Origin of the sequence: Streptomyces humicola (assembly GCF_024436035.1) — a bacterium.
GTDB lineage: Bacteria > Actinomycetota > Actinomycetes > Streptomycetales > Streptomycetaceae > Streptantibioticus_B > Streptantibioticus_B humicola.
The window spans coordinates 354,645-375,268 of sequence record NZ_JANFNG010000003.1; the positions used below are offsets into that span (position 1 = coordinate 354,645).

Annotated in this window: 12 protein-coding genes; 6 read left to right on the forward strand and 6 right to left on the reverse strand. The window is 70.2% G+C overall.

Going from position 1 to position 20,624, the window contains the following annotated elements; all coding sequences use genetic code 11:
* Positions 1–38 precede the first annotated feature (38 nt).
* The 3 genes from NGB36_RS07650 to NGB36_RS07660 all read right to left on the reverse strand — a co-directional run bounded on the left by NGB36_RS07650 (position 39) and on the right by NGB36_RS07660 (position 5,505).
* Complete coding sequence (locus NGB36_RS07650; RefSeq protein ID WP_255919357.1) at positions 39–1,505, reverse strand: maltokinase N-terminal cap-like domain-containing protein; 1,467 nt, start codon at positions 1,503–1,505, stop codon at positions 39–41.
* A gap of 269 nt (positions 1,506–1,774) precedes the next feature.
* On the reverse strand, positions 1,775–3,490 hold the full coding sequence (gene treS, locus NGB36_RS07655; RefSeq protein ID WP_255919358.1) for a maltose alpha-D-glucosyltransferase: 1,716 nt from the start codon (positions 3,488–3,490) through the stop codon (positions 1,775–1,777).
* A complete protein-coding gene (locus NGB36_RS07660) occupies positions 3,487–5,505 on the reverse strand; it encodes an alpha-1,4-glucan--maltose-1-phosphate maltosyltransferase (protein ID WP_255919359.1) in 2,019 nt (672 codons plus the stop codon). The genes treS and NGB36_RS07660 overlap by 4 nt, the downstream gene beginning before the upstream one ends.
* A 432-nt stretch (positions 5,506–5,937) precedes the next feature.
* On the opposite strand from NGB36_RS07660, the gene glgP reads away from it, so the two are divergent.
* The 3 genes from glgP (at position 5,938) to NGB36_RS07675 (ending at position 10,621) form a co-directional block, all read left to right on the forward strand.
* Entirely contained in the window at positions 5,938–8,586 is a 2,649-nt protein-coding gene (gene glgP, locus NGB36_RS07665) for an alpha-glucan family phosphorylase (RefSeq protein WP_255919360.1), read from the forward strand.
* Positions 8,587–8,805: 219 nt separating this feature from the next.
* On the forward strand, positions 8,806–10,275 hold the full coding sequence (locus tag NGB36_RS07670) for an ammonium transporter (protein WP_255919361.1): 1,470 nt from the start codon (positions 8,806–8,808) through the stop codon (positions 10,273–10,275).
* Between the two features lie 10 nt (positions 10,276–10,285).
* Entirely contained in the window at positions 10,286–10,621 is a 336-nt protein-coding gene (locus NGB36_RS07675; protein WP_255919362.1) for a P-II family nitrogen regulator, read from the forward strand.
* A gap of 31 nt (positions 10,622–10,652) precedes the next feature.
* Here NGB36_RS07675 and NGB36_RS07680 read toward each other — a convergent pair whose 3' ends face one another.
* The 3 genes from NGB36_RS07680 to glgX all read right to left on the reverse strand — a co-directional run bounded on the left by NGB36_RS07680 (position 10,653) and on the right by glgX (position 16,554).
* A complete protein-coding gene (locus NGB36_RS07680; RefSeq protein ID WP_255919363.1) occupies positions 10,653–12,503 on the reverse strand; it encodes an ABC transporter ATP-binding protein in 1,851 nt (616 codons plus the stop codon).
* A complete protein-coding gene (locus NGB36_RS07685) occupies positions 12,500–14,266 on the reverse strand; it encodes an ABC transporter ATP-binding protein (RefSeq protein WP_255919405.1) in 1,767 nt (588 codons plus the stop codon). The genes NGB36_RS07680 and NGB36_RS07685 overlap by 4 nt, the downstream gene beginning before the upstream one ends.
* A 101-nt stretch (positions 14,267–14,367) precedes the next feature.
* Positions 14,368–16,554 (reverse strand): glycogen debranching protein GlgX, encoded by a 2,187-nt coding sequence (gene glgX / locus NGB36_RS07690; RefSeq protein WP_255919406.1) that lies wholly within the window; start codon positions 16,552–16,554, stop codon positions 14,368–14,370.
* A gap of 320 nt (positions 16,555–16,874) precedes the next feature.
* Between glgX and NGB36_RS07695 the strand changes: the two genes are divergently transcribed.
* The 3 genes from NGB36_RS07695 (at position 16,875) to NGB36_RS07705 (ending at position 20,486) form a co-directional block, all read left to right on the forward strand.
* Complete coding sequence (locus tag NGB36_RS07695) at positions 16,875–18,074, forward strand: L,D-transpeptidase (RefSeq protein ID WP_255919364.1); 1,200 nt, start codon at positions 16,875–16,877, stop codon at positions 18,072–18,074.
* Positions 18,075–18,357: 283 nt separating this feature from the next.
* Positions 18,358–19,590, forward strand: a complete 1,233-nt coding sequence (locus NGB36_RS07700; RefSeq protein ID WP_255919407.1) for a L,D-transpeptidase — start codon at positions 18,358–18,360, stop codon at positions 19,588–19,590.
* 128 nt (positions 19,591–19,718) lie between these two features.
* Complete coding sequence (locus tag NGB36_RS07705) at positions 19,719–20,486, forward strand: enoyl-CoA hydratase/isomerase family protein (RefSeq protein WP_255919365.1); 768 nt, start codon at positions 19,719–19,721, stop codon at positions 20,484–20,486.
* The last annotated feature ends 138 nt before the right edge of the window (positions 20,487–20,624 follow it).

A 20,624-nucleotide genomic window follows, 5' to 3' on the forward strand; every position in this document is an offset into this window, starting at 1 on the left:
CGCCTCCCTGGGTGCCGAGTGCGAGGGATCGCGCGGGTTCACGGTCGGGTCCTCCTCGAGAGGCGGGCGAAGGGGGCCGCGGGTCGGCACAGCCGTTCGATTGCGGCCATGGGGATGGGCAGCCAGTCGGGTCGGTGACGGGCCTCGTAGACGACTTCGTACACAGCTTTGTCGGTTTCGTAGGCACGCAGCAGCACAGGTGAGTCGTTCGGGTCACTGCCCGACCGTTCGGCGTAGCCCGCGACGAAGGCGGCGCGATGGCGATCGGCCCACTCCGCGGCGTACGGCGATGCCGGATCGCGGTGCCGTGCCGCATAGTCGAACGACCGCAGCATGCCCGCGACGTCCTGGACGGGGGAGTGCGGGCGCCGCCGCTCCGTGAGCGGCCGCGCCGGCTCCCCCTCGAAGTCGATGAGCACCCAGCCCTGCGCCGGCGTCCACAGCGCCTGGCCCAGATGGAGATCGCCGTGGATGCGCTGGGCCCGCACCGTCCCTCCGTCCGAGCCGAACGTCACGAGGTCGCGGAAGGCGTCGAGCAGGCCCGTCCGGTACGGGGCGAGCGCCGGCACGGCGGCCACCGTGGCATCGAGGCGCTCGGCCATGGAGGTGGCGAGCCGCTGGATCTGCGGGCGGCGCAGCAGCGTCGTCGGCAGCGCGTCGGCGAGCGCCGTGTGCACCTCGGCAGTGGCGCGTCCGAGCGCCCGTGCGTGATCGGTGAAGTCCGCGCCGGCCACCGCACCGTCGACAGCGCGCAGCGCGAGCTCCCAGCCGTCGGACGAGCCGGGCAGGTAGCGCTGCAACACGCCGAGGGTCGCGGGCTCCTCATGCAGCCCGGTCGCCTCGAACCATGCCACGGGCGCGGCCACGCGGGCCGAGCCCACCCGTGCGAGGGCGAGCGAGAGCTCCAGGTCCGGGTTGCAGCCGGGCGAGATGCGCCGGAACAGCTTGAGGATGAACGTATCTCCATAAATGACCGACGAGTTGGACTGCTCGGCCACCGACAGCCGGGGCGCAAGCCCTGACGGGATCACGGCGTCCGGCTCCGCCGAGAACCGCAGATGCCCGTCCGATCCCGAGGTGCGCATCCGCTCCAGCAGGAGCGTCGCAAGGCGCGGGTCGTGTAGTCCCTCGTAGAGGGTGAGCCCGTCGAGACGGCCGCCCACTGCACGTCCGATCAGCGCGGACGCGAGTGCGGGGGGCAGCAGCTCCCGGGTGCCGACGAGGAGTTGGTAGCAGTCGGGCGGGCAGTCGGGCTGGTGCACGTCGAGCAGCAGATGGAGCAGCGCGGGCGCGTCGGCGCCCCCGTCGGCCGGCAGCAGTTCCGTCGCGCAGACCAGGCCGAATCCGGTGATCGGCCTGCCCTTCCCGGCGAACCACCGCTGCCGCGGCAGCCATTCCCGCAGCAGCGGCGTGAGCGACCGCAGCAGCCCGGACGCCTCCGGGGCCGACGCGCGGGCGGCTGACGTCACGGTGGTGATGGGACGAAGCCACGAGGTGTCCGACATGACGTCCCTTCCTCGGGGGGCGCGCGCCCGTCCAATGCGGTGATGGCATCTGCACTCACGTCGAGAGGTGCACGGGGCGGCGCGAGCAGGGCGCCGGTGACGGCACCGGTGAGCCTGCCCGCGCCCCACGGCGCGAAACTGCCGTGCCCGCGCCGGGACGTACACCCCGCCTTTTTCGTTCGCTTCTCCGTCTGCGCGGCGAAGATGCGGCTATCGCGGCCGGGTGCGGCCCGTCTGCCGCGCGTACGTCGCTCACAGCCGTATCCGCGCTACGCCGGGTCGCGGCGCAGCCGGAACCAGTAGAAGCCGTGACCTGCGAGGGTGAGCAGATACGGCAGTTCGCCGATCGCCGGGAAGCGGACCCCGCCGATGAGTTCGACCGGATGGCGGCCGGCCCAGCGGTGCAGATCCAGCTCGGTGGGCTGCGGGAAGCGCGAGAAGTTGTTCACGCACAGCACCAGGTCGTCCCCGCGCCCCGGCACCGATACCTCGCGCAGGAACGCCAGCACCGCCGGGTTGCTGGAGGGCAGCTCGGTGAAAGAGCCGAGGCCGAAGGCCGGATTCTGCTTGCGGATCTCGATCATCCGGCGGGTCCAGTGCAGCAGCGAGCTGGGGCTGCTCATCTGGGCTTCCACGTTGGTGACTTGGTAGCCGTAGACCGGGTCCATGATCGTGGGCAGGTAGAGCCGGCCGGGATCGCAGGACGAGAACCCGGCGTTGCGGTCCGGCGTCCACTGCATCGGCGTGCGCACCGCATCGCGGTCGCCGAGCCAGATGTTGTCGCCCATGCCGATCTCGTCGCCGTAGTAGAGGATCGGGGAGCCGGGCAGGGAGAGCAGCAGCGCGGTGAACAGCTCGATCTGGTTGCGGTCGTTGTCGAGCAGCGGGGCGAGTCGGCGCCGGATGCCGATGTTGGCGCGCATCCGCGGATCCTTGGCGTACTCCGCGTACATGTAGTCGCGCTCTTCGTCCGTCACCATCTCCAGCGTCAACTCGTCATGGTTGCGCAGGAAGATGCCCCACTGGCAGCCGGAGGGGATCGCCGGCGTCTTGGCGAGGATTTCCGAGACGGGGTAGCGGGACTCGCGGCGCACCGCCATGAAGATCCGCGGCATCACCGGGAAGTGGAAGGCCATGTGGCACTCGTCGCCGCCGCTCGGGAACGAGCCGAAATAGTCGACGACATCCTCGGGCCACTGGTTGGCCTCGGCGAGCAGCACGGTGTCGGGGTAGTGGGCGTCGATCTCGGCGCGGACCCGCTTGAGGAAGGCGTGGCTGGCCGGCAGGTTCTCGCAGTTGGTGCCCTCCTCGGCGTACAGGTACGGGACGGCGTCGAGCCGGAAGCCGTCGATGCCCAGGTCGAGCCAGAACCGCAGCGCCGCGATCACCTCCTCCTGGACGCGCGGGTTCTCGTAGTTGAGATCCGGCTGGTGGGAGAAGAAGCGGTGCCAGTAGTACTGCTTGCGTACCGGGTCGTACGTCCAGTTGGAGGCCTCGGTGTCGACGAAGATGATGCGGGCGTCCTGGTATTGCTTGTCGTCGTCGGCCCACACGTAGTAGTCGCCGTACGGCCCGTCCGGGTCGCTGCGGGAGGCCTGGAACCACGGGTGCTGATCGCTGGTGTGGTTCATGACGAAGTCGATGATCACCCGCATGCCGCGCTGGTGGGCTGCGTCCACGAACTCGACGAAATCGGCGAGGTCGCCGAAATCCGGGAGGACGGCGGTGTAGTCGGAGACGTCGTAGCCGCCGTCCCGCAGCGGCGAGGAGAAGAAGGGTGGCAGCCACAGGCAGTCCACCCCGAGCCATTGCAGATAGTCGAGCTTGGCGGTGAGGCCCTTCAGGTCGCCGATGCCGTCGCCGTTGCTGTCCTGGAAGGAACGGACGAGCACCTCGTAGAAGACTGCACGTTTGAACCAGTCGGGATCGCGGTCCTTGGCCGGGGTGTCCTCGAAGAGGTCATGGACGGGCTCGTTGACGATCAATTGGGTGACCCTCCGATCGGTGAGGACGGTCGCAGGGACAGCACGTGCGCGGGCGTGACGCCCGGCTCAAGGCGCACATAGTTGTCCCTGCCCCAGTGGTAGGTCTCGCCGGTGAGCTCGTCGCGCACCGGGATGGAGTCGTGCCAGTCGAGGCCGAGTTCCGGCATGTTCAACGAGATGGTCGCTTCGCGGGTATCGCGCGTGTCGAGGTTGACCACGACGAGTACGGTGTCGTAGGTGTCGGGTTCTGTGCCCGTTCCCCCGGCGGTCCGCACCCGCTTGGAGTAGACGACGACCGAGTCGTTGTCACTGTGGTGAAACCGCAGGTTACGCAGGTGTTGCAGGGCAGGATGACGGCGGCGCAGCCGGTTGAGCCGGGTGATCAACGGGGCGATGGAGCGACCCTCGGCCTCGGCCCTGGCCCAGTCGCGGGGGCGCAGCTCGTACTTCTCCGAGTTGAGGTACTCCTCACTGCCCTCTCGTACGGGGGTGTTCTCACACAGCTCGAAGCCCGAGTACATCCCCCATGTGGGTGACAGTGTGGCGGCGAGGACGGCCCGCGCCTCGAACGCCGGGCGGCCGCCGTGCTGCAGATAGGCGTGCAGGATGTCGGGGGTGTTGACGAAGAGATTGGGCCGCATGTAAGCGGCGGCCTCACCCGCCAACTCCTCCAGGTAGTCGGTGAGTTCGTCCTTGGTGTTGCGCCAGGTGAAATAGGTGTACGACTGCTGGAAACCGATCGAGGCAAGGGTGTGCATCATCGCCGGGCGGGTGAAGGCCTCGGCGAGGAAGATCACGTCGGGGTCGGTGCGCTGGATCTCGCCGAGCACCTTCTCCCAGAAGACCACCGGCTTTGTGTGCGGATTATCCACCCGGAAGATCCGCACGCCGTGGCTCATCCAGTGGCGCAGCACGCGTAGCGTCTCGGCGACGAGCCCCGGCATGTCGGTGTCGAAGGCGAGCGGGTAGATGTCCTGGTACTTCTTCGGCGGGTTCTCGGCGTGCGCGATGGAGCCGTCCGCCCGGTGCACGAACCATTCAGGGTGCTTGTCCACCCAGGGGTGGTCAGGGGAGCACTGCAGCGCGAAGTCGAGCGCCACTTCGAGCCGCAGCTCGTGGGCGCGGGCGACGAACGCGTCGAAGTCCTCGATGGTGCCCAGATCGGGGTGGATGGCGTCGTGCCCGCCCTCGGCGGAGCCGATGGCCCACGTCGAGCCCACGTCGTAGGGCCCCGCGGAGAGCGCGTTGTTGCGGCCCTTGCGGTACGAGGCGCCGATCGGGTGAATCGGCGGCAGATACACCACGTCGAACCCCATCGCCGCGATCGACGGGAGCCGCTCGGCAGCGGTACGGAAGGTGCCGGAGCGCGGCGGGGCGCCCTCCTCGGTCACCGCGCCCTCGGAGCGCGGGAAGAACTCGTACCAGGAGCCGAACAGGGCTCGCTGACGCTCCACCAGCAGCGGCAGCGGGCGGGAGGAGGTGACCAGGTCCCGCAACGGGAAGCACGCGAGTACCCCGGTGACCTCCGGCGTCAGCGCGGCGGCGAGCCGCACCGCCGGTGCGAGCTCCTTGTCTTGCAGTGTGTCGAGGGCTTCGAGCACCACGGCCCGGCCGTCCTTCTTGGGCACGCCGGCCGCCGCGCGCTCCAGCAGAGCGGCTCCCTCGGCGAGCACGAGACCGGTGTCGATGCCGGCCGGGATCTTGATGGACGCGGTGTGCCGCCAGGTGGCCAGCGGATCGGACCAGGCCTCGACGCTGTACGTCCAGCGGCCCTCCGACGTCGCCGTCACCTCGGCGCCCCAGCGGTCGGTGCCGGGCGCCAGTTCCCGCATCGGTGTCCACGGACCGCTGCGACCCGCGGGGTCACGGAGCACCACATTGGCGGCGACCGCGTCGTGCCCCTCGCGGAAGACGGTCGCCGTGACGTCGAAAGGTTCGCCCACCACGGCCTTGGCGGGGCGGCGTCCGCACTCAACCAGCGGGCGGACGTCCAGGACAGGGATGCGACCGATCATTGGCTCACCTGGGCTTGCGTCGTTGCGTGGTCTCGGTGCCCCCTGTGCCTTTTCTATCTGCTCCCTCGATTGTGTACGGGCGTGCATGGCCGCTCCAGTTCGCGTTCACTCAAGTGGACGTTGCGCGAAGCGCTCGTTTGAGGGTGGTGGTGGGCGATGGGGGAGGCTGCGTGGGAGGATGCGCTGGTGTGGGCTGTGGCATGGTCGGGGGCGTGGCTGCGAGGAGCCTTCCCCAGGCTTACCGCGCCGCAACCTGTTTGGGCAGGGCGTACTCGCGCGTAGGAATGTGGGACGTCAGATACGGATGAGTAGCCGCGAAAGTGGGGGGCCGTTAGGTCGTTCGGGGGAATCCTGGCCGGATCGAGGCTTGGGGACGGCTATTGCGGGGCACAGGGGCGAAATGCGTGGCCGCGCGCCGCTACCGTCGAGAGCGTGAAGGCTATCCGTCGTTTCACTGTCCGTACAGTTCTCCCCGAACCTCTGGTGCCGCTCCGCGAGCTGGCACAGAATTTGCGATGGTCCTGGCACCCGGAAACCCGTGAGCTGCTCCAGTCCGTCGACCCCGGCGGCTGGCAGGCGGCGGGCGGTGACCCGGTGCGGCTGCTCGGTGCGGTCCCCGCGGAGCGGCTCGACGCGCTCGCCCGGGACCGCAGGTTCCTGCGGCGGCTCGGCGCCGTCGCAGAGGACCTGACCGATTACCTCACCAATCCCCGTTGGTACCAGGCGGCTCAAGGGGACGGCGCCGAACTGCCCTCCGCAATCGCCTACTTCTCACCCGAGTTCGGCATCACCGCGGCCCTGCCCCAGTACTCCGGCGGTCTCGGCATCCTCGCCGGCGACCACCTCAAGGCGGCGAGCGACCTCGGCGTCCCGCTGCTCGGCGTGGGGCTGCTGTACCGGCACGGGTACTTCCGCCAGACGCTCTCGCGCGAGGGCTGGCAGCAGGAGCACTATCCCGTCCTCGACCCGCATGAACTGCCGCTGACGCTGCTGCGCGAGGACAGCGGCGTGCCCGCGCCCGTCGTCCTCTCGCTCCCCGGCGGACGCTCGCTGCGGGCGCACATCTGGAAGGCACAGGTCGGACGGGTCCCGCTGCTGCTCCTCGACTCGGACGTGGAGGAGAACAACCAGAGCGAACGCGAGGTCACCGACCGGCTCTACGGCGGCGGGAGCGGGCACCGCCTGCTGCAGGAGATGCTGCTGGGCATCGGCGGTGTCCGAGCGGTCCGCGCATACTGCAGGATCACCGGACACCCCGCACCCGAGGTGTTCCACACCAACGAGGGACATGCCGGCTTCCTCGGCCTGGAGCGGATCCGGGAACTGATCAGTGTGCCCAGCGGCTCGGGCGGGGGGCTCGGGTTCGACGCCGCACTCGAATCCGTCCGCGCCGGAACCGTCTTCACCACCCACACCCCCGTCCCCGCCGGCATCGACCGCTTCGACCGGGAACTCGTCGCCCGTCACTTCGGCGACGACGACGGCGAGCTGCCGGGCGTCGACGTCGCCCGGGTGCTCGACCTCGGCACGGAGACCTACACCGGCGGCGACCCACAGGTGTTCAACATGGCCGTGATGGGACTGCGCCTCGCCCAGCGGGCCAACGGCGTCAGCATCCTGCACGGGGCGGTCAGCCGCAAGATGTTCGCAGGCCTGTGGCCCGGGTTCGACCCGGAGGAGGTGCCCATCACCTCGATCACCAACGGCGTCCACGCACCCACCTGGGTCGCGCCCGAGGTGATGCGGCTCGGCACCCGCCAGATCGGCGTCCAGCGCACCGAGGACGCGCTCGCCGTCGGCGGCGCCGCCCGCTGGGAGGCGGTCGCCGACATCCCCGACTCGGCGATCTGGGAGCTGCGCAGGACGCTGCGCGAGCAGCTCGTCGAGGAGGTGCGCACCAGGCTGCGCGCGTCGTGGCGGCAGCGCGGCGCCGGGCTCGTCGAACTCGGCTGGACCGATCAGGTGCTCGACCCGGACGTGCTCACCATCGGCTTCGCCCGCCGCGTGCCCTCGTACAAGCGGCTGACGCTGATGCTGCGCGATCCCGAGCGCCTCACCGGACTGCTGCTCCATCCGGAGCGGCCGGTGCAGATCGTGGTGGCGGGCAAGGCGCACCCGGCCGACGACGGCGGCAAGCGGCTGATCCAGGAGCTGGTGCGGTTCGCCGACGACCCGAAGGTGCGCCACCGGATCGTCTTCCTGCCCGACTACGGCATGGCCATGGCGCAGCGGCTCTACCCCGGATGCGACGTCTGGCTGAACAACCCGCTGCGGCCGCTCGAAGCGTGCGGCACCTCGGGGATGAAGGCGGCGCTCAACGGCTGCCTCAACCTGTCGGTGCTCGACGGCTGGTGGGACGAGTGGTTCGACGGCGACAACGGCTGGTCCATCCCGACCGCGGACGGCTACTCCGGCAGTGATCCGGACCGCCGCGACGACATCGAGGCCGCGGCGCTCTACGACCTGATCGAGAACCAGGTCGCGCCGCGCTTCTACGACGTCGGCGAGCGCGGCCTGCCGGAACGCTGGATCGAGATGGTCCGCCACACCCTGGTCACCCTGGGTCCCAAGGTGCTGGCAGGACGGATGGTGCGCGAGTACGTGGAGGAGCTCTACGCGCCCGCCGCGCGCGCCCACCGCTCGGTCGACCCGCAGGCCGCCCGGGAGCTCGCGGACTGGAAGGCGGAGGTGCGCCGCCAGTGGGGGCGCGTCGCCATCGACCATGTGGAGACGGGATCGGTCGGCGGCACACCGGAGCTGGGCTCCTCGCTCGCACTGCGGGTGCAGGTCACCCTCGGCGACCTGGATCCGCGCGACGTGGACGTCCAGGTGGTCGCCGGGCGCGTCGACGAGTCCGACAGCATTGCCGATCCGGCGGTCGTCTCGCTCAAACCGGCCGGCCGGCCCGATCTGGACGGCCGCTGGCTGTACGAGGGGCCACTCTCCCTCGACCGCACCGGGCCGTTCGGCTACACGGTGCGGGTGCTGCCCGCTCATCCGCTGCTCGCGTCCCCCGCGGAGCTGGGCCTGATCGCGGTGCCGGCGGAGACCGCCGGGATGACGGCCGGGCTGCTGCGGTAGGGGTAGGGGGCGCTCGGGCGGGGAGCGTGGAGGCGGTGCGCAATGACGCGCGCCGCCTCCGCCGCCTCCGCCGCCTCCGCAGGCCTGAGACAGCGGCGGTGAGGAACAATTTGCGCGCCCGCAATGTGACCGGAACCACTCGGAAACCGATCAAGGACGACTCTGCGGTGCGTCACGCCGCAAGAGCGGCACCGCTTCTCCCGAGGGAGATGATCGACGGTGATCCCTTATCCGAGCTGGCTCAACTCTGGTGACAATACATGGCAGCTGGTCGCTGCCACTCTCGTGGGACTGATGAGTCTTCCGGGCATCGCGGTGCTCTACGGGGGTCTTGTCCAGCGCAAATGGGTGGTGAACACCATGCTCATGGCGTTCACCGCCTTCTCCCTCGTGCTCGTGTGCTGGGTGCTGTGGGAATTCAAGATGGGATTCGGACAGTCCTGGGCTCCCAGCAGCTGGTGGGGGATATTCGGGTCCTTCATCGGAAAGCCGGGTCCGATCACCGGGTCGCACGCCGAGATGCAGCAGGCGAACATCCCTCTGCTCAGCAGCGGCATGCCGGCCTTCCGCTTTCCGCAGACCACGCTTGCCTACTTCCAGTTCGTCTTCGCCGCGATCACGCCGCTGCTCTTCCTCGGCAGCGTGATCGGCCGGATGAGTTTCAAGGTGTGGCTGCTTTTCGTCCCCCTGTGGTCGACGATTGTCTACAGCGTCGACGCCTTCCTGCTGTGGGGCGGCGGCTGGTGGGCGCAGAAGGGCGCCCTCGACTACTCCGGCGGTTATGTGATCCACCTGTCCGCCGGCGTCTCCGGGTTCGTCGCGGCAGCGGTGATCGGGCCTCGGCTAGCCCGCGACCGTTCGCACGCCGTGCCCAACAACCTGCCGATGATCGCTGTCGGCGCCGGCATCCTGTGGCTCGGCTGGAACGGCTTCAACGGCGGCGACATGTACTTCGGTGGCCAGAACGCCGCGGCCGCTGTGCTCAACACCAACCTCGCCACCGCCGTCGCCCTGCTGACCTGGCTGATCTGGGACATGCTCGCCGGACCACAGCGCAAGCCCACCTTCCTCGGCGCCATCAACGGCATGATCACGGGTCTGGTCGCCATCACCCCGGCAGCCGGGTTCGTCACCGGCTACGGGGCGATCTTCATCGGCCTGATCTCCTCGACGATCGTCTGGTTCGCGTGGAACAAGCTCTCCAAGGTCTGGCCGTTCAACCGGGTGGACGACGCCCTCGGCGTGATCTACACCCACGGTATCGCGGGGCTCTCCGGTGGTCTGCTCGTAGGTGTCTTCGCCTCCTCCGCGATGGCCGTCTACTACGGCAAGGACGGCAAGTCGATCGCCGTGTCCGCCAGCGGCTGGCTCGACGGCAACCCCCAGCAGCTGTGGAAGCAGGCCGGGGCCGCTGCCACGGTGATCGTCTGGTCCGCCGTCATGACCTTCCTCATCCTCAAGTTCCTCGGCCTGTTCATGAAGCTGCGGGCCCCGGACGAGGTACTGGAGTCCGGCGACCTCGCCATCCATGACGAGGAGGCCTACCCGACGGAGACCGCGGTCGCCGTCGGCGTCGGCGCCGCAGCCGAGGCGAAACCGGCGGGCGCCACGGCCGTCACGGCCACAGGCTCGCCGGGCGAGCGGGTGGAAGCGGCCAGGCGCTCCGGCGACCCCGGCTCAACGGCCTGAGCGGGCCCCGATGAGGCTGGTCACCGCGGTACTCCCCCCGCACCGGGTGCCCGACGTCGTCAAGGCCCTGCAGTCCTTCGGTGTGCGAGGCCTGACCGTCAGCGAGGTGCAGGGCTACGACGGATACACGGCGCGGACCGAGGTCTACCGCGGCGCTCGATACCGCGTCGATGTGACCCCGCTGCTCCGCCTCGACGTCCTCACCCTCGACTTCGACGCCGCCGACCTCGTCCGTGTGATCCGCTCGGCCGGGGCCCGCGGCACGGGGGGCGGAGTGGTGTGGACGGTGCCGGTGGACAACGTTGTACGGATCCGAACGAGGGAGAGCGGACCCGACGCGGTGTAGGACAGGGCTCGGCGGCTCGCACCGGCACCGGTCACACCAGGCTGTCCTCCCAGGCCTGGTGGAGGCCGGCGAACCGGCCGTCGCCGCCGATGAGTTCGGCCGGGGAGCCGTCCTCGACGATCCGGCCGGACTCCATCACCAGCACCCGGTCGGCGATCTCGACCGTCGACAGGCGGTGCGCGATGATCACAGCGGTGCGGCCGCGCAGAACCGTGCGCATCGCGCGCTGCACCGCCCGCTCACCGGGCACGTCGAGCGATGAGGTCGCCTCGTCGAGGATGAGCACGCCGGGATCGGCGAGCAGCGCGCGGGCGAACGCCACCAACTGCCGCTGACCGGCCGAGATCCGGCCGCCCCGCTTGCGTACGTCAGTGTCATAGCCGTCCGGAAGCGCGGCGATGAAGTCGTGGGCGCCGATAGCTTTCGCCGCCCCCTCGATCTCGTCGGGGGTCGCGTCCGGGTTGCCGAGCGCGATGTTCTCCGCCACCGTCCCCGAGAAGAGGAACGATTCCTGAGTCACCATCACGACACCCCGCCGCAGCTCGGGCCCGGCGAGCTCACGCAGGTCCACACCGTCGAGCGTGACCCGGCCGCCCGTCGGGTCGTAGAAGCGGGCGAGCAGCTTGGCGAGCGTGGACTTGCCCGCACCCGTCGCCCCGACGACGGCGATGGTCTGCCCCGCAGGCAGCGTCAGGTCGAAGCGCGGCAGCACCTCACCGCCCGTACGGTAGGCGAAGCGCACCCCCTCGAAGGCAACCGCCCTCCCGGGCCGCCCCGCTTCGCGCTGCGGGAGCGCACGCGGCGCGGACGGCTCCGGAACCGAGGGGCTCTGGGCGAGCAGCCCCGCGATCTTGTCGAGCGAAGCGGCCGCAGACTGCCAGGAGTTGAGGAACATCCCCAGCGGGTCGATCGGCGCGTACAGCCGCCGCAGATACAGCACGAAGGCGGCGAGCACCCCGAGTTCGAGCGAGCCGGACGCCACGCGGTAGGCGCCCCAGAGCACCACAAGCGTTACCGATGTGTTGGCGATCAGCCAGGAGCTGACGGTGAACCGGCCCATCTCCAGTATCGCGTCACCGTTGGCCCGCCGGTGGACGCGGTTGAGCGCATTGAACGCCTCGTCGTTGGCGCTCTCCCTGCGGAACGCCTGAACCGGCCGGATGCCGTTCATGGTCTCGGTGAAGCGGACGATGACCGCGGCCATCGCAGCGGACCGGGCGGTGTAGGCACGTTTGGAGCGGCGCCGGAAGCGCTGGACGGAGACCACCAGCGGAATCGCCGTCGCCAGCGCGAACAGCCCGAGCCCCCAGTCGAGATAGACCAGCACACCCGCGATGAACAGCACCGACAGGCCGACATTGAGCAGCTCCTGCAGCCCCTCGGTGAGCAGCTCGCGGATCGCCTCCACGTCGGAGGTGGCGCGGGCGATGATCCGGCCCGAGGTGTAGCGCTCGTGGAAGTCCAGGCCCAGCGCCTGGGCATGGCGGAAGATCCTGCCGCGCAGTTCGAGCAGCACATCCTGGCTGACGATGCCTGCGACGCGGATGAAGGTGCGCTGCAGTACCCCCGCGACGATCGCCGCGCCCACGTATCCGCCGGCCACGGCGAACAGCGGGCCGCTGTCGTGCCTGCCGAGCGCCGGGATGGCCCGGTCGATCGCCATCGCCACGATCAGCGGCCCGGCCTGCACGGCGGCCTGCTGGATCACCAGCACCACCGCGGCGAACCACACCCGTGCCCTGTGCGGACCGGCGAGCTCGCGCAGCAGCGCGCGGGAGGCGCCGCGCGGCGACGGCAGCAGATCGCGGTCGTAGGGGTCGTCCGCCGCCGCGCCGCGTTCGTCGTCGGCCTGGTCGGTGGGCGGTTGCGTGACGGAGGTCATCGGGCCGTACTCCCTTCGGCATCGGCGGGCGCGCGGTGTGCCCCGTCGGATCCCGACATCAGCCATCGGTACTCGGCGCTGATGCCCAGCAGTTCGCGGTGGGTGCCGACCGCCGCGATCCGGCCGTCGGCGAGCAGCGCCACCCGGTCGGCGAGCATCACGGTCGACGGCCGGTGGGCGACGACGAGGGCGGTGGTGGTGGCGAGCACCTGCCGAAGCGCCGCCTCCACCAAGGCCTCCGTGTGCACGTCGAGCGCCGACAGCGGGTCGTCGAGGACGAGAAAGCGCGGGCGCCCTACCACCGCCCGGGCCAGCGCGAGCCGTTGCCGCTGTCCGCCGGACAGGCTCAGCCCCTGCTCGCCCACCTGGGTCTCCACGCCCTGTGGCAGCTCGTGCACGAAGCCGCACTGGGCGATCTCCAGGGCGCGCAGCAGATCCGCATCGCTCGCCTCCTCCGCGCCCATCAGCACGTTCTCGCGCACGCTCGCCGAGAACAGAGTCGGCTCCTCGAACGCGGTCGAGACCAGGGCCCGCAGCCGGGCGCGGGTCATCCCGGCCGTATCCGCGCCGTCGAGGGTGATGCGGCCGCCTGTCGCCTCGTACAGCCTTGGGATAAGCGCGGTCAGCGAGGTCTTTCCGGAGCCGGTGGCGCCGACGAGCGCCATCGTCTCGCCGGTGCGGATGTGCAGGTCGACGCCGGTGAGCAGGTCGGGCGAGTGCGGCGGAGCATCCGGGTAGCGGAATCTGACGCCGCTGAAGCGGATCCCGCCGGAGCCGGAGGTCTCCTCCTCGTCGTTCCCGGTCTCGGGCGGCTCGGCCGCGTCCATCACCTCGAAGTAGCGGTCCGACGCGGTCGCCGACTCGTTGCTGATCGACAGCAGCCAGCCGATCGACTCGATCGGCCAGCGCAGGGCCAGCGCGGTGGAGAGGAAGGCGACGAGAGTGCCCGCCGACAGCGAGCCGTGGGCGACCTGCACACAGCCGACGAAGAGCGCCGCACCGAGCGCCATGTCCGGCAGCCCGGTGATCAGCGCCCAGATGTCGGCGAGCAGCCAGGCCTTGCGAAGTTCGGTGCCGCGCAGTTCGTGCGACTGGCGGCGGAAGGCGCGCGCCTGGCTGCGGTGGCGCCCGAACGCCTTGATGATGCGGATGCCGAGCACCGACTCCTCGACCAGTGTGGTCAGATCGCCGATCTGGTCCTGGGCGCGGCGCGCCGCGAGCGAGTACCGCGCCTCGAAGTACGCACACATGACCACCAGCGGGACCGCAGGCACCAGCAGCACCAGGCCGAGCGTCCACTGCTGGCTCAACAGGATCCCGAAGCCGACGAGGATCGTCGTGGAGTTGACGGCGAGGAAGACCAGCGGGAACGTCAGGAACATCCTGACGATCTGCAGGTCGTTGGTGCCGCGCGAGAGCAACTGACCCGATCCCCACCGATCGTGGAAGGCGACCGGAAGCCGCTGCAGATGCCGGTACAGGTCCGCTCGCATCCGTGCTTCGAGCCCTGCCATCGGCCGTGCCACCAGCCACCGCCGCACCCCGAACAGGCCCGCCTCCAGCAGCCCGAGCAGCAGCACCAGCCCGCCGCCGAGCCACACCCCGGAAGGATCCCGGCGCGCGACCGGCCCGTCCACGATCCACTTCAGCACCAGCGGGATCAGCAACGACAGGCACGACGCGACCACCGCCACGCACGCGGAGCCGAAGAGCCGAAGCCCCACCGGCCTGACGTACGGCCACAGCCTGACCAGCGACCGCACCGCGGATCTGTCCCCCGCGGGCCGTTCCTCGGTTGATGTCAACGTTGTCTCGGCCACAGTTCGAGAGACTACGGGCGACCACTGACAATGCTCACCTGGTTTTAGGCCCGTCCGGGCGACCTCGGGGAGACCGCCCGCAGCAGCAGCACCGAGCGCTCCGCAACCGTGACCGCCGCACCCGCCGCAAGCACCACGGGCGCATGCTCCCCTCCTGAGGTGTCGACGAGGACCTCGTAGCGGTGCGCCCACGGCGGCCCGGGGAGGACGAAGCCGACCGGCTCGGCGGCGGCATGGAGGATGACCAGAAAGCTGTCGTCGGTGATCCGCCGCCCGAGCGGATCGCCCTGTGCGATGTCCCGGCCGGACAGATACATGCCAAGTGTGGTGGCGGCGCTGAACCAGTCGCCCTCCGTCATCTCCCGGCCCTCGGGCGTGAACCATGCCAGATCCCGCAACCCGCCGGGCCTCTGCGGCCGCCCGGAGAAGAACACCCGCCGCCGCAGCACCGGATGGCGGCGGCGCAGCGCGATCAGCCGGCACACGAGCTCGAACAGCTCACGCCACGAGTCGTCCTCGGGATCGTCGAGCAGCGACCAGTCGACCCAGCTCGTCTCGTTGTCCTGGCAGTACGCATTGTTGTTGCCGCCCTGCGTACGGCCCATCTCGTCGCCGGCGCACAGCATCGGCACCCCCGTCGACAGCAGCAGCGTCGCCAGCAGATTGCGCAGTTGGCGGCGGCGCAACGCGTTGATGCCCGGATCATCGGTTTCGCCCTCGCAACCGCAGTTCCACGAACGGTTGTCGTTGGTGCCGTCCTGGTTCTCCTCGCCGTTGGCCTCGTTGTGCTTGCACTCGTAGCTGACGAGGTCGCGCAGGGTGAACCCGTCGTGCGCGGTGACGAAGTTGACCGATGCGTACGGGCGGCGCCCGCCCCACGCGTACAGGTCGCTCGACCCGGACAGCCGGTAGCCGAGGTCGGCCAGACCGGGGCTGGCGCCGCGCCAGAAGTCACGGACCGCGTCGCGGTAGCGGTCGTTCCACTCCGTCCACAGTGGCGGGAAGGCCCCCACCTGATACCCGCCGGAGCCGACGTCCCACGGCTCGGCGATCAGCTTCACGCGCCGCAGCACCGGGTCCTGGGCGACGACGGCGAGGAACGGCGAGAGCATGTCCGGATCGTCGGTGGCACGCATCGGCCGCGCAAGCGCCGCCGCCAGGTCGAAGCGGAAGCCGTCGACGCCCATCTCCGTCACCCAGTACCGCAGGCTGTCGGTGATCAGGCGCAGCACGTGCGGCCGCACGACATGGAGGGTGTTGCCGCAGCCGGTGTAGTCGGCATAGCGGCGGGCGTCCTGCTGGAGCCGGTAGTAGGCACGGTTGTCGATGCCGCGCAGCGACAGGGTCGGCCCGAGCTCGTTGCCCTCGGCGGTGTGGTTGTAGACGACGTCGAGGATGACCTCGATGCCTGCCGCGTGCAGCGCCCGCACCATGCGCTTGAATTCGCCGACCTGCTCGCCGCGGGTGCCGGAGGCGGAGTACGCGGCGTGCGGCGCGAAGTAGCCGATCGAGTTGTAGCCCCAGTAGTTGCGCAGGCTCCGCCGCAGCAGATGGTCCTCGTGCGCGAACTGGTGCACCGGAAGCAGCTCGACGGCGGTGACGCCGAGGCGCTCCAGATGAGCGATGGCCGCCGGGTGGGCGAGCCCGGCGTAGGTGCCGCGCAGCTGAGGGGGGATGCCGGGGTGACGCATGGTGAAGCCGCGTACGTGCAGCTCGTAGATGACCGAGTCGGACCAGGGCGTCTTGGGGCGCCGGTCGTCGGACCAGTCGTCGTCGTCCTGGACGACGACGCCCTTGGGGACGAACGGGGCCGAGTCACGGTTGTCGCGGACGGTGTCGGCGACCGGCCGCTCCGGCCAGTCGCGGGCATGCCCGTAAACGTGCGGCGGCAGGGCGAACTCGCCGTCCACGGCGCGTGCGTACGGGTCGAGCAGCAGCTTCGCCGGATTCCAGCGGCCGCCGGTCCATGGGTCCCAGCGGCCGTGCACGCGGTAGCCGTAGGCGTGGCCCGGCATCACGCCAGGGACGAATCCGTGCCAGACCTCATGGGTGAGCTCGGTCAGCTCGACCCGCGTCTCGGTGCCGTCCGGGTCGAACAGGCACAGCTCGACGGCCTCCGCGCCGGCCGCCCACAGCGCGAAGTTCGTCCCCGGCGTGGCGTCCGGCCCGAGGTGGAACCGGGCGCCGAGCGGCTGTGGGCTGCCCGGCCAGACCGGCCGCGTGCGCGGCACGGCCTGCGCGCCGCCCGCCTGCCCGTTGCTGCCCTGGGCGGAAGGGGGCGGCGCTGTCCGGTGCTCGTTGCCGCCGGCCGGGGCGTGGGTAGGGGCGTCGGTCTGCTCCCGCTCGGGTGCGCTCGACACGTGTCAGCCTCCCGCGGCTCTCCAGGGCCCCGCGCGGCGTCCCGTTGCCGCGCGCGGGTCCCGTTCTCCTTGATGTCCTTCCCGGTTCGATGCCGGTAGTCACAGGGGTCCCCCATGCCCGAAGGGCCGGGGGAGGTGCCCCATGCCCAAGGGCCAGGGAGTTTCCCCAGGGCAGCCGATGTCGTTGACCGGTGGTGAGGACTTCGGTGGCGCAGTGGGCGCGCCGGCTGCGCATCAGCCGGCGCATGGCGGTGGCGGGCGCGTTGGTGGTGGCCGGGATCGCCGCGGTGACGGCCTTCGGCGTGGGCGCGGGCGACGACGGTATCGGCGTCTCCCGCGCTCGGATCACGATCGCCGCCTTGCCCGGGGCGGACGTCGCGTCGTCCCCGTTCTCCGTCGCCGTCGACCGCGGTGCGCTGCGTGGCATCCGGGTGACGGATCCCGCCGGGCGGCCGGTGCCGGGCCGCATCGCGCGGGACGGGCGCTCGTGGCGCCCGCTGGCCCCGCTGGCGCGCGGCACCCGTTACACCGCCGAGGCGCTCGCGGTGGACGCGGACGGACGCACAGCCGTCGCCCGCGCGGCCTTCACCACGCTGCGCGATCACTTCACCGGGCGCTACAACACCGGGCAGGACCAGACCGTCGGCACCGGAATGATCATCTCCATCGAGTTCAGCCGGCCGCTCACCGACCGGGCCGCCGTACAGCACGCGATCACCGTCACGGCGCGCCCGGCGGTCCTGGCCGCCCCGCACTGGTTCGGCGCCCGGCGCCTCGACTTCCGTCCGCAGCGCTACTGGACGCCGGGCACACGGGTCACGCTGAGCCTGCGGCTGCGCGGCGTCGAGGGGGCGCCCGGGGTGTACGGCGTCCAGGACGAGGACGTGAACTTCGTCGTCGGACGGGAACAGACCACCACCGTCGATGCCAGGGCGCACACCCTGACGGTGCGCCACGGCAACCAGGTGGTGCGCGTCCTGCCGGTGAGCGCGGGCGGTGGCGACCACCCCACGTACGACGGCGTCATGGTGATCTCCGAGAAGCACCCGATGACCCGCATGAACGGCCAGACGGTGGGGTTCGGCGGCGTCTACGACATCCAGGACGTGCCGCATGCGTTGCGTCTCACCGACTCCGGCACCTTCGTGCACGGCAATTACTGGTCCGACGACACGGTGTTCGGCAATGACAACACCAGCCACGGCTGCATCGGGCTGCAGGACGTGAAGGGCGGTGGTGACGGACGCACCCCCGCGGCCTGGTACTTCGACAACGCGCTCATCGGCGACACCGTCGAGGTGACGAACGGCGGCGGGCCGACGGTCGCCCCGGACAACGGTCTCAGCGGCTGGAACATGCCCTGGCCGCAGTGGATCGCGGGCGCCTCCTGAGCGCCTTCCGGGGCCCGCCCGCCGCGTGAGCGGCCGGTACGGAACGGTGACACTCCTTTTGCCCCCCGCGAGCCATTCGTGTGGTTATCTATCGGCGAGCATGTCGGACGCGTCCTTGCCCTCCGCGGCAACCACGACGGACATGCGGGGGATCAGGGCGACCTGTGCCGGGAAGGATCACCCCAGGGCCCGTGTGGCACACGCACCCGGGACGAGGTCACGTCCGGTCGGGCGAGGGGAGAGCAAGGTGAAGCGACACCACACGCCGTCAGCACGGCGGACGATGCCGGCGATACGCCCGGCGCCGGGCGCCACGGGGGGTCTGCTGGCGCTGGTGCTCGGCGTGGTGCTGCTGCTGGCCACCGCGTGCGGCGGCTCCGGCCAGCCGAAGAGCGGCAGTACGGCGGCGCAGCCGGGCGCGGGAGCGGGGTCGGGCGATCTGCAGGCATCCCAGGCCGTGGTGGACGTGACGCCCGGTGACGGCGCCACCGATGTCGCGACGAGCGGAGCGCTGAAGGTCAGCGTCTCGCAGGGGAAGCTGACCTCGGTCCAAGTCAAGGACTCCAAGGGGGACGTCGTCGCGGGCACCGTCTCGTCGAACGGCACGAGCTGGACGCCGAACACCAACCTGAGCGTGTCGACCCAGTACACCGTCGACGCGGTTGCCAAGGACTCCCAGGGGCGCGAGTCGGCCAAGCACGCCTCCTTCACCACCGTCGTGCCAAAGGACACCTTCGTCGGCTACTTCAACGTCGACCCCGGTGCCACCTACGGCGTCGGCGAAGAGGTGTCGCTCAGCTTCAACCAGCCGATCGCCGACGAGAAGGCGGTCGAGGACGCGCTGACGGTCACCTCCAGCCCGTCCGTCCCGGTCGTCGGGCACTGGTTCGGCGACCAGCGCCTCGACTTCCGTCCGCAGAGCTACTGGGCGCCCGGCACCCAGGTCACGCTCCATCTGCGGCTGGACGGCGTCGAGGGCTCGCCCGGCGTCTACGGGATACAGTCCAAGGACGTCTCGTTCTCCATCGGCCGCAACCAGGTCAGTTACGTCGACGCGAACACGCACATGATGCGCGTCACCCAGGACGGCAGGACGATCAAGACCATCCCGATAACCGCCGGCCAGCCAGGAAAGACCACCTACAACGGGGCCATGGTCATCAGCGAGAAGGACGTGGTGACGGAGATGAACGGCACCACGGTGGGGTACGGGGGCGAATACGACATCAAGGACGTGCCGCACGCGATGCGCCTCACGCAGTCCGGCACCTTCATCCACGGCAACTACTGGGCCGACCCGTCCGTCTTCGGCTCCGCCAACACCAGCCACGGCTGCGTGAGCATGCAGGACGTGCGGGGCGCCGGCGACCCCGGCACCCCGGCCGCGTGGTTCTTCGACCACTCGCTCATCGGCGACGTCGTCGTGGTCTCCAACTCGCCCGACAGGACGGTGCAGCCCGACAACGGCTTCAACGGCTGGAACATGCCCTGGTCGCAATGGGTGGCGGGCGACTGACCCGCCCTTGCGCCAACGCCGGTACGGCCCGCCACCTGTCGGGCCGTACCGGCCTCCCGTCTCCCACCACCACCCTCAACAGAATGGCTGCGCCATGCAGTGACGACCCCCGCCGGTAGAGTCCGGCCATGACTGTTCACCTTGAGGCCGCCGATGGCGTCGGCACCATCCGGCTCGACCGTCCCCCGATGAACGCGCTCGACATCGCCACCCAGGACCGGCTGCGTGAGGTCGCGGAAGAGGCCGCCCGCCGCGACGACGTACGGGCCGTCGTCGTATGGGGCGGTGAGAAGGTGTTCGCGGCGGGTGCGGACATCAAGGAGATGCAGGCCATGGGATACCAGGACATGGTCGACCGCTCCCGCGCCCTGCAGGACTCCTTCACCGCCGTCGCCCGCATCCCCAAGCCCGTCGTCGCCGCGGTGAACGGCTACGCCCTCGGCGGGGGCTGCGAGCTGGCGCTCTGCGCCGACGTGCGCATTGCGGGCGAGCGCGCCAAGCTGGGCCAGCCGGAGATCCTGCTCGGCCTGATCCCCGGCGCGGGCGGCACACAGCGGCTCTCCCGTCTCGTGGGCCCCGCCAAGGCGAAGGACCTGATCTTCACGGGCCGTCAGGTGCGCGCGGACGAGGCGCTGTCGATCGGTCTCGTCGACCGCGTCGTCCCGGACGCCGAAGTCTACGAGCAGGCGCACGCCTGGGCCGCCCAGCTCGCCCAGGGCCCCGCCTATGCGCTGCGCGCCGCCAAGGAGGCCGTGGACGGCGGTCTGGAGACCGATCTGGAGACGGGACTGACGATCGAACGCACCCTGTTCGCTGGGCTCTTCGCGACTGAGGACCGCGAGACGGGCATGCGCAGCTTCGTCGAGGAAGGCCCCGGCAAGGCCAAGTTCGTCTGACCAACCCCCATGCACATCAACACGGTTGAGTGATCATCGAGGGCTCGAGGCCGCCTTAAGCCAAGCTTAAATGCGGGTTAAGGCGGTCTTGTTCCGATCCCTTCGTCACGGCCTGTCGGAGGGCGATCACGCAGGTCG

Excerpts from the sequence above, each read along its gene's own strand:
- NGB36_RS07700 (WP_255919407.1), top strand. The coding sequence starts at position 18,358 with ATGCCGGCGATACGCCCGGCGCCGGGCGCCACGGGGGGTCTGCTGGCG.
- NGB36_RS07680 (WP_255919363.1), bottom strand. The coding sequence starts at position 12,503 with ATGACCTCCGTCACGCAACCGCCCACCGACCAGGCCGACGACGAACGC.
- NGB36_RS07660 (WP_255919359.1), bottom strand. The coding sequence starts at position 5,505 with ATGATCGGTCGCATCCCTGTCCTGGACGTCCGCCCGCTGGTTGAGTGC.
- NGB36_RS07650 (WP_255919357.1), bottom strand. The coding sequence starts at position 1,505 with ATGTCGGACACCTCGTGGCTTCGTCCCATCACCACCGTGACGTCAGCC.
- NGB36_RS07675 (WP_255919362.1), top strand. The coding sequence starts at position 10,286 with ATGAGGCTGGTCACCGCGGTACTCCCCCCGCACCGGGTGCCCGACGTC.
- NGB36_RS07705 (WP_255919365.1), top strand. The coding sequence starts at position 19,719 with ATGACTGTTCACCTTGAGGCCGCCGATGGCGTCGGCACCATCCGGCTC.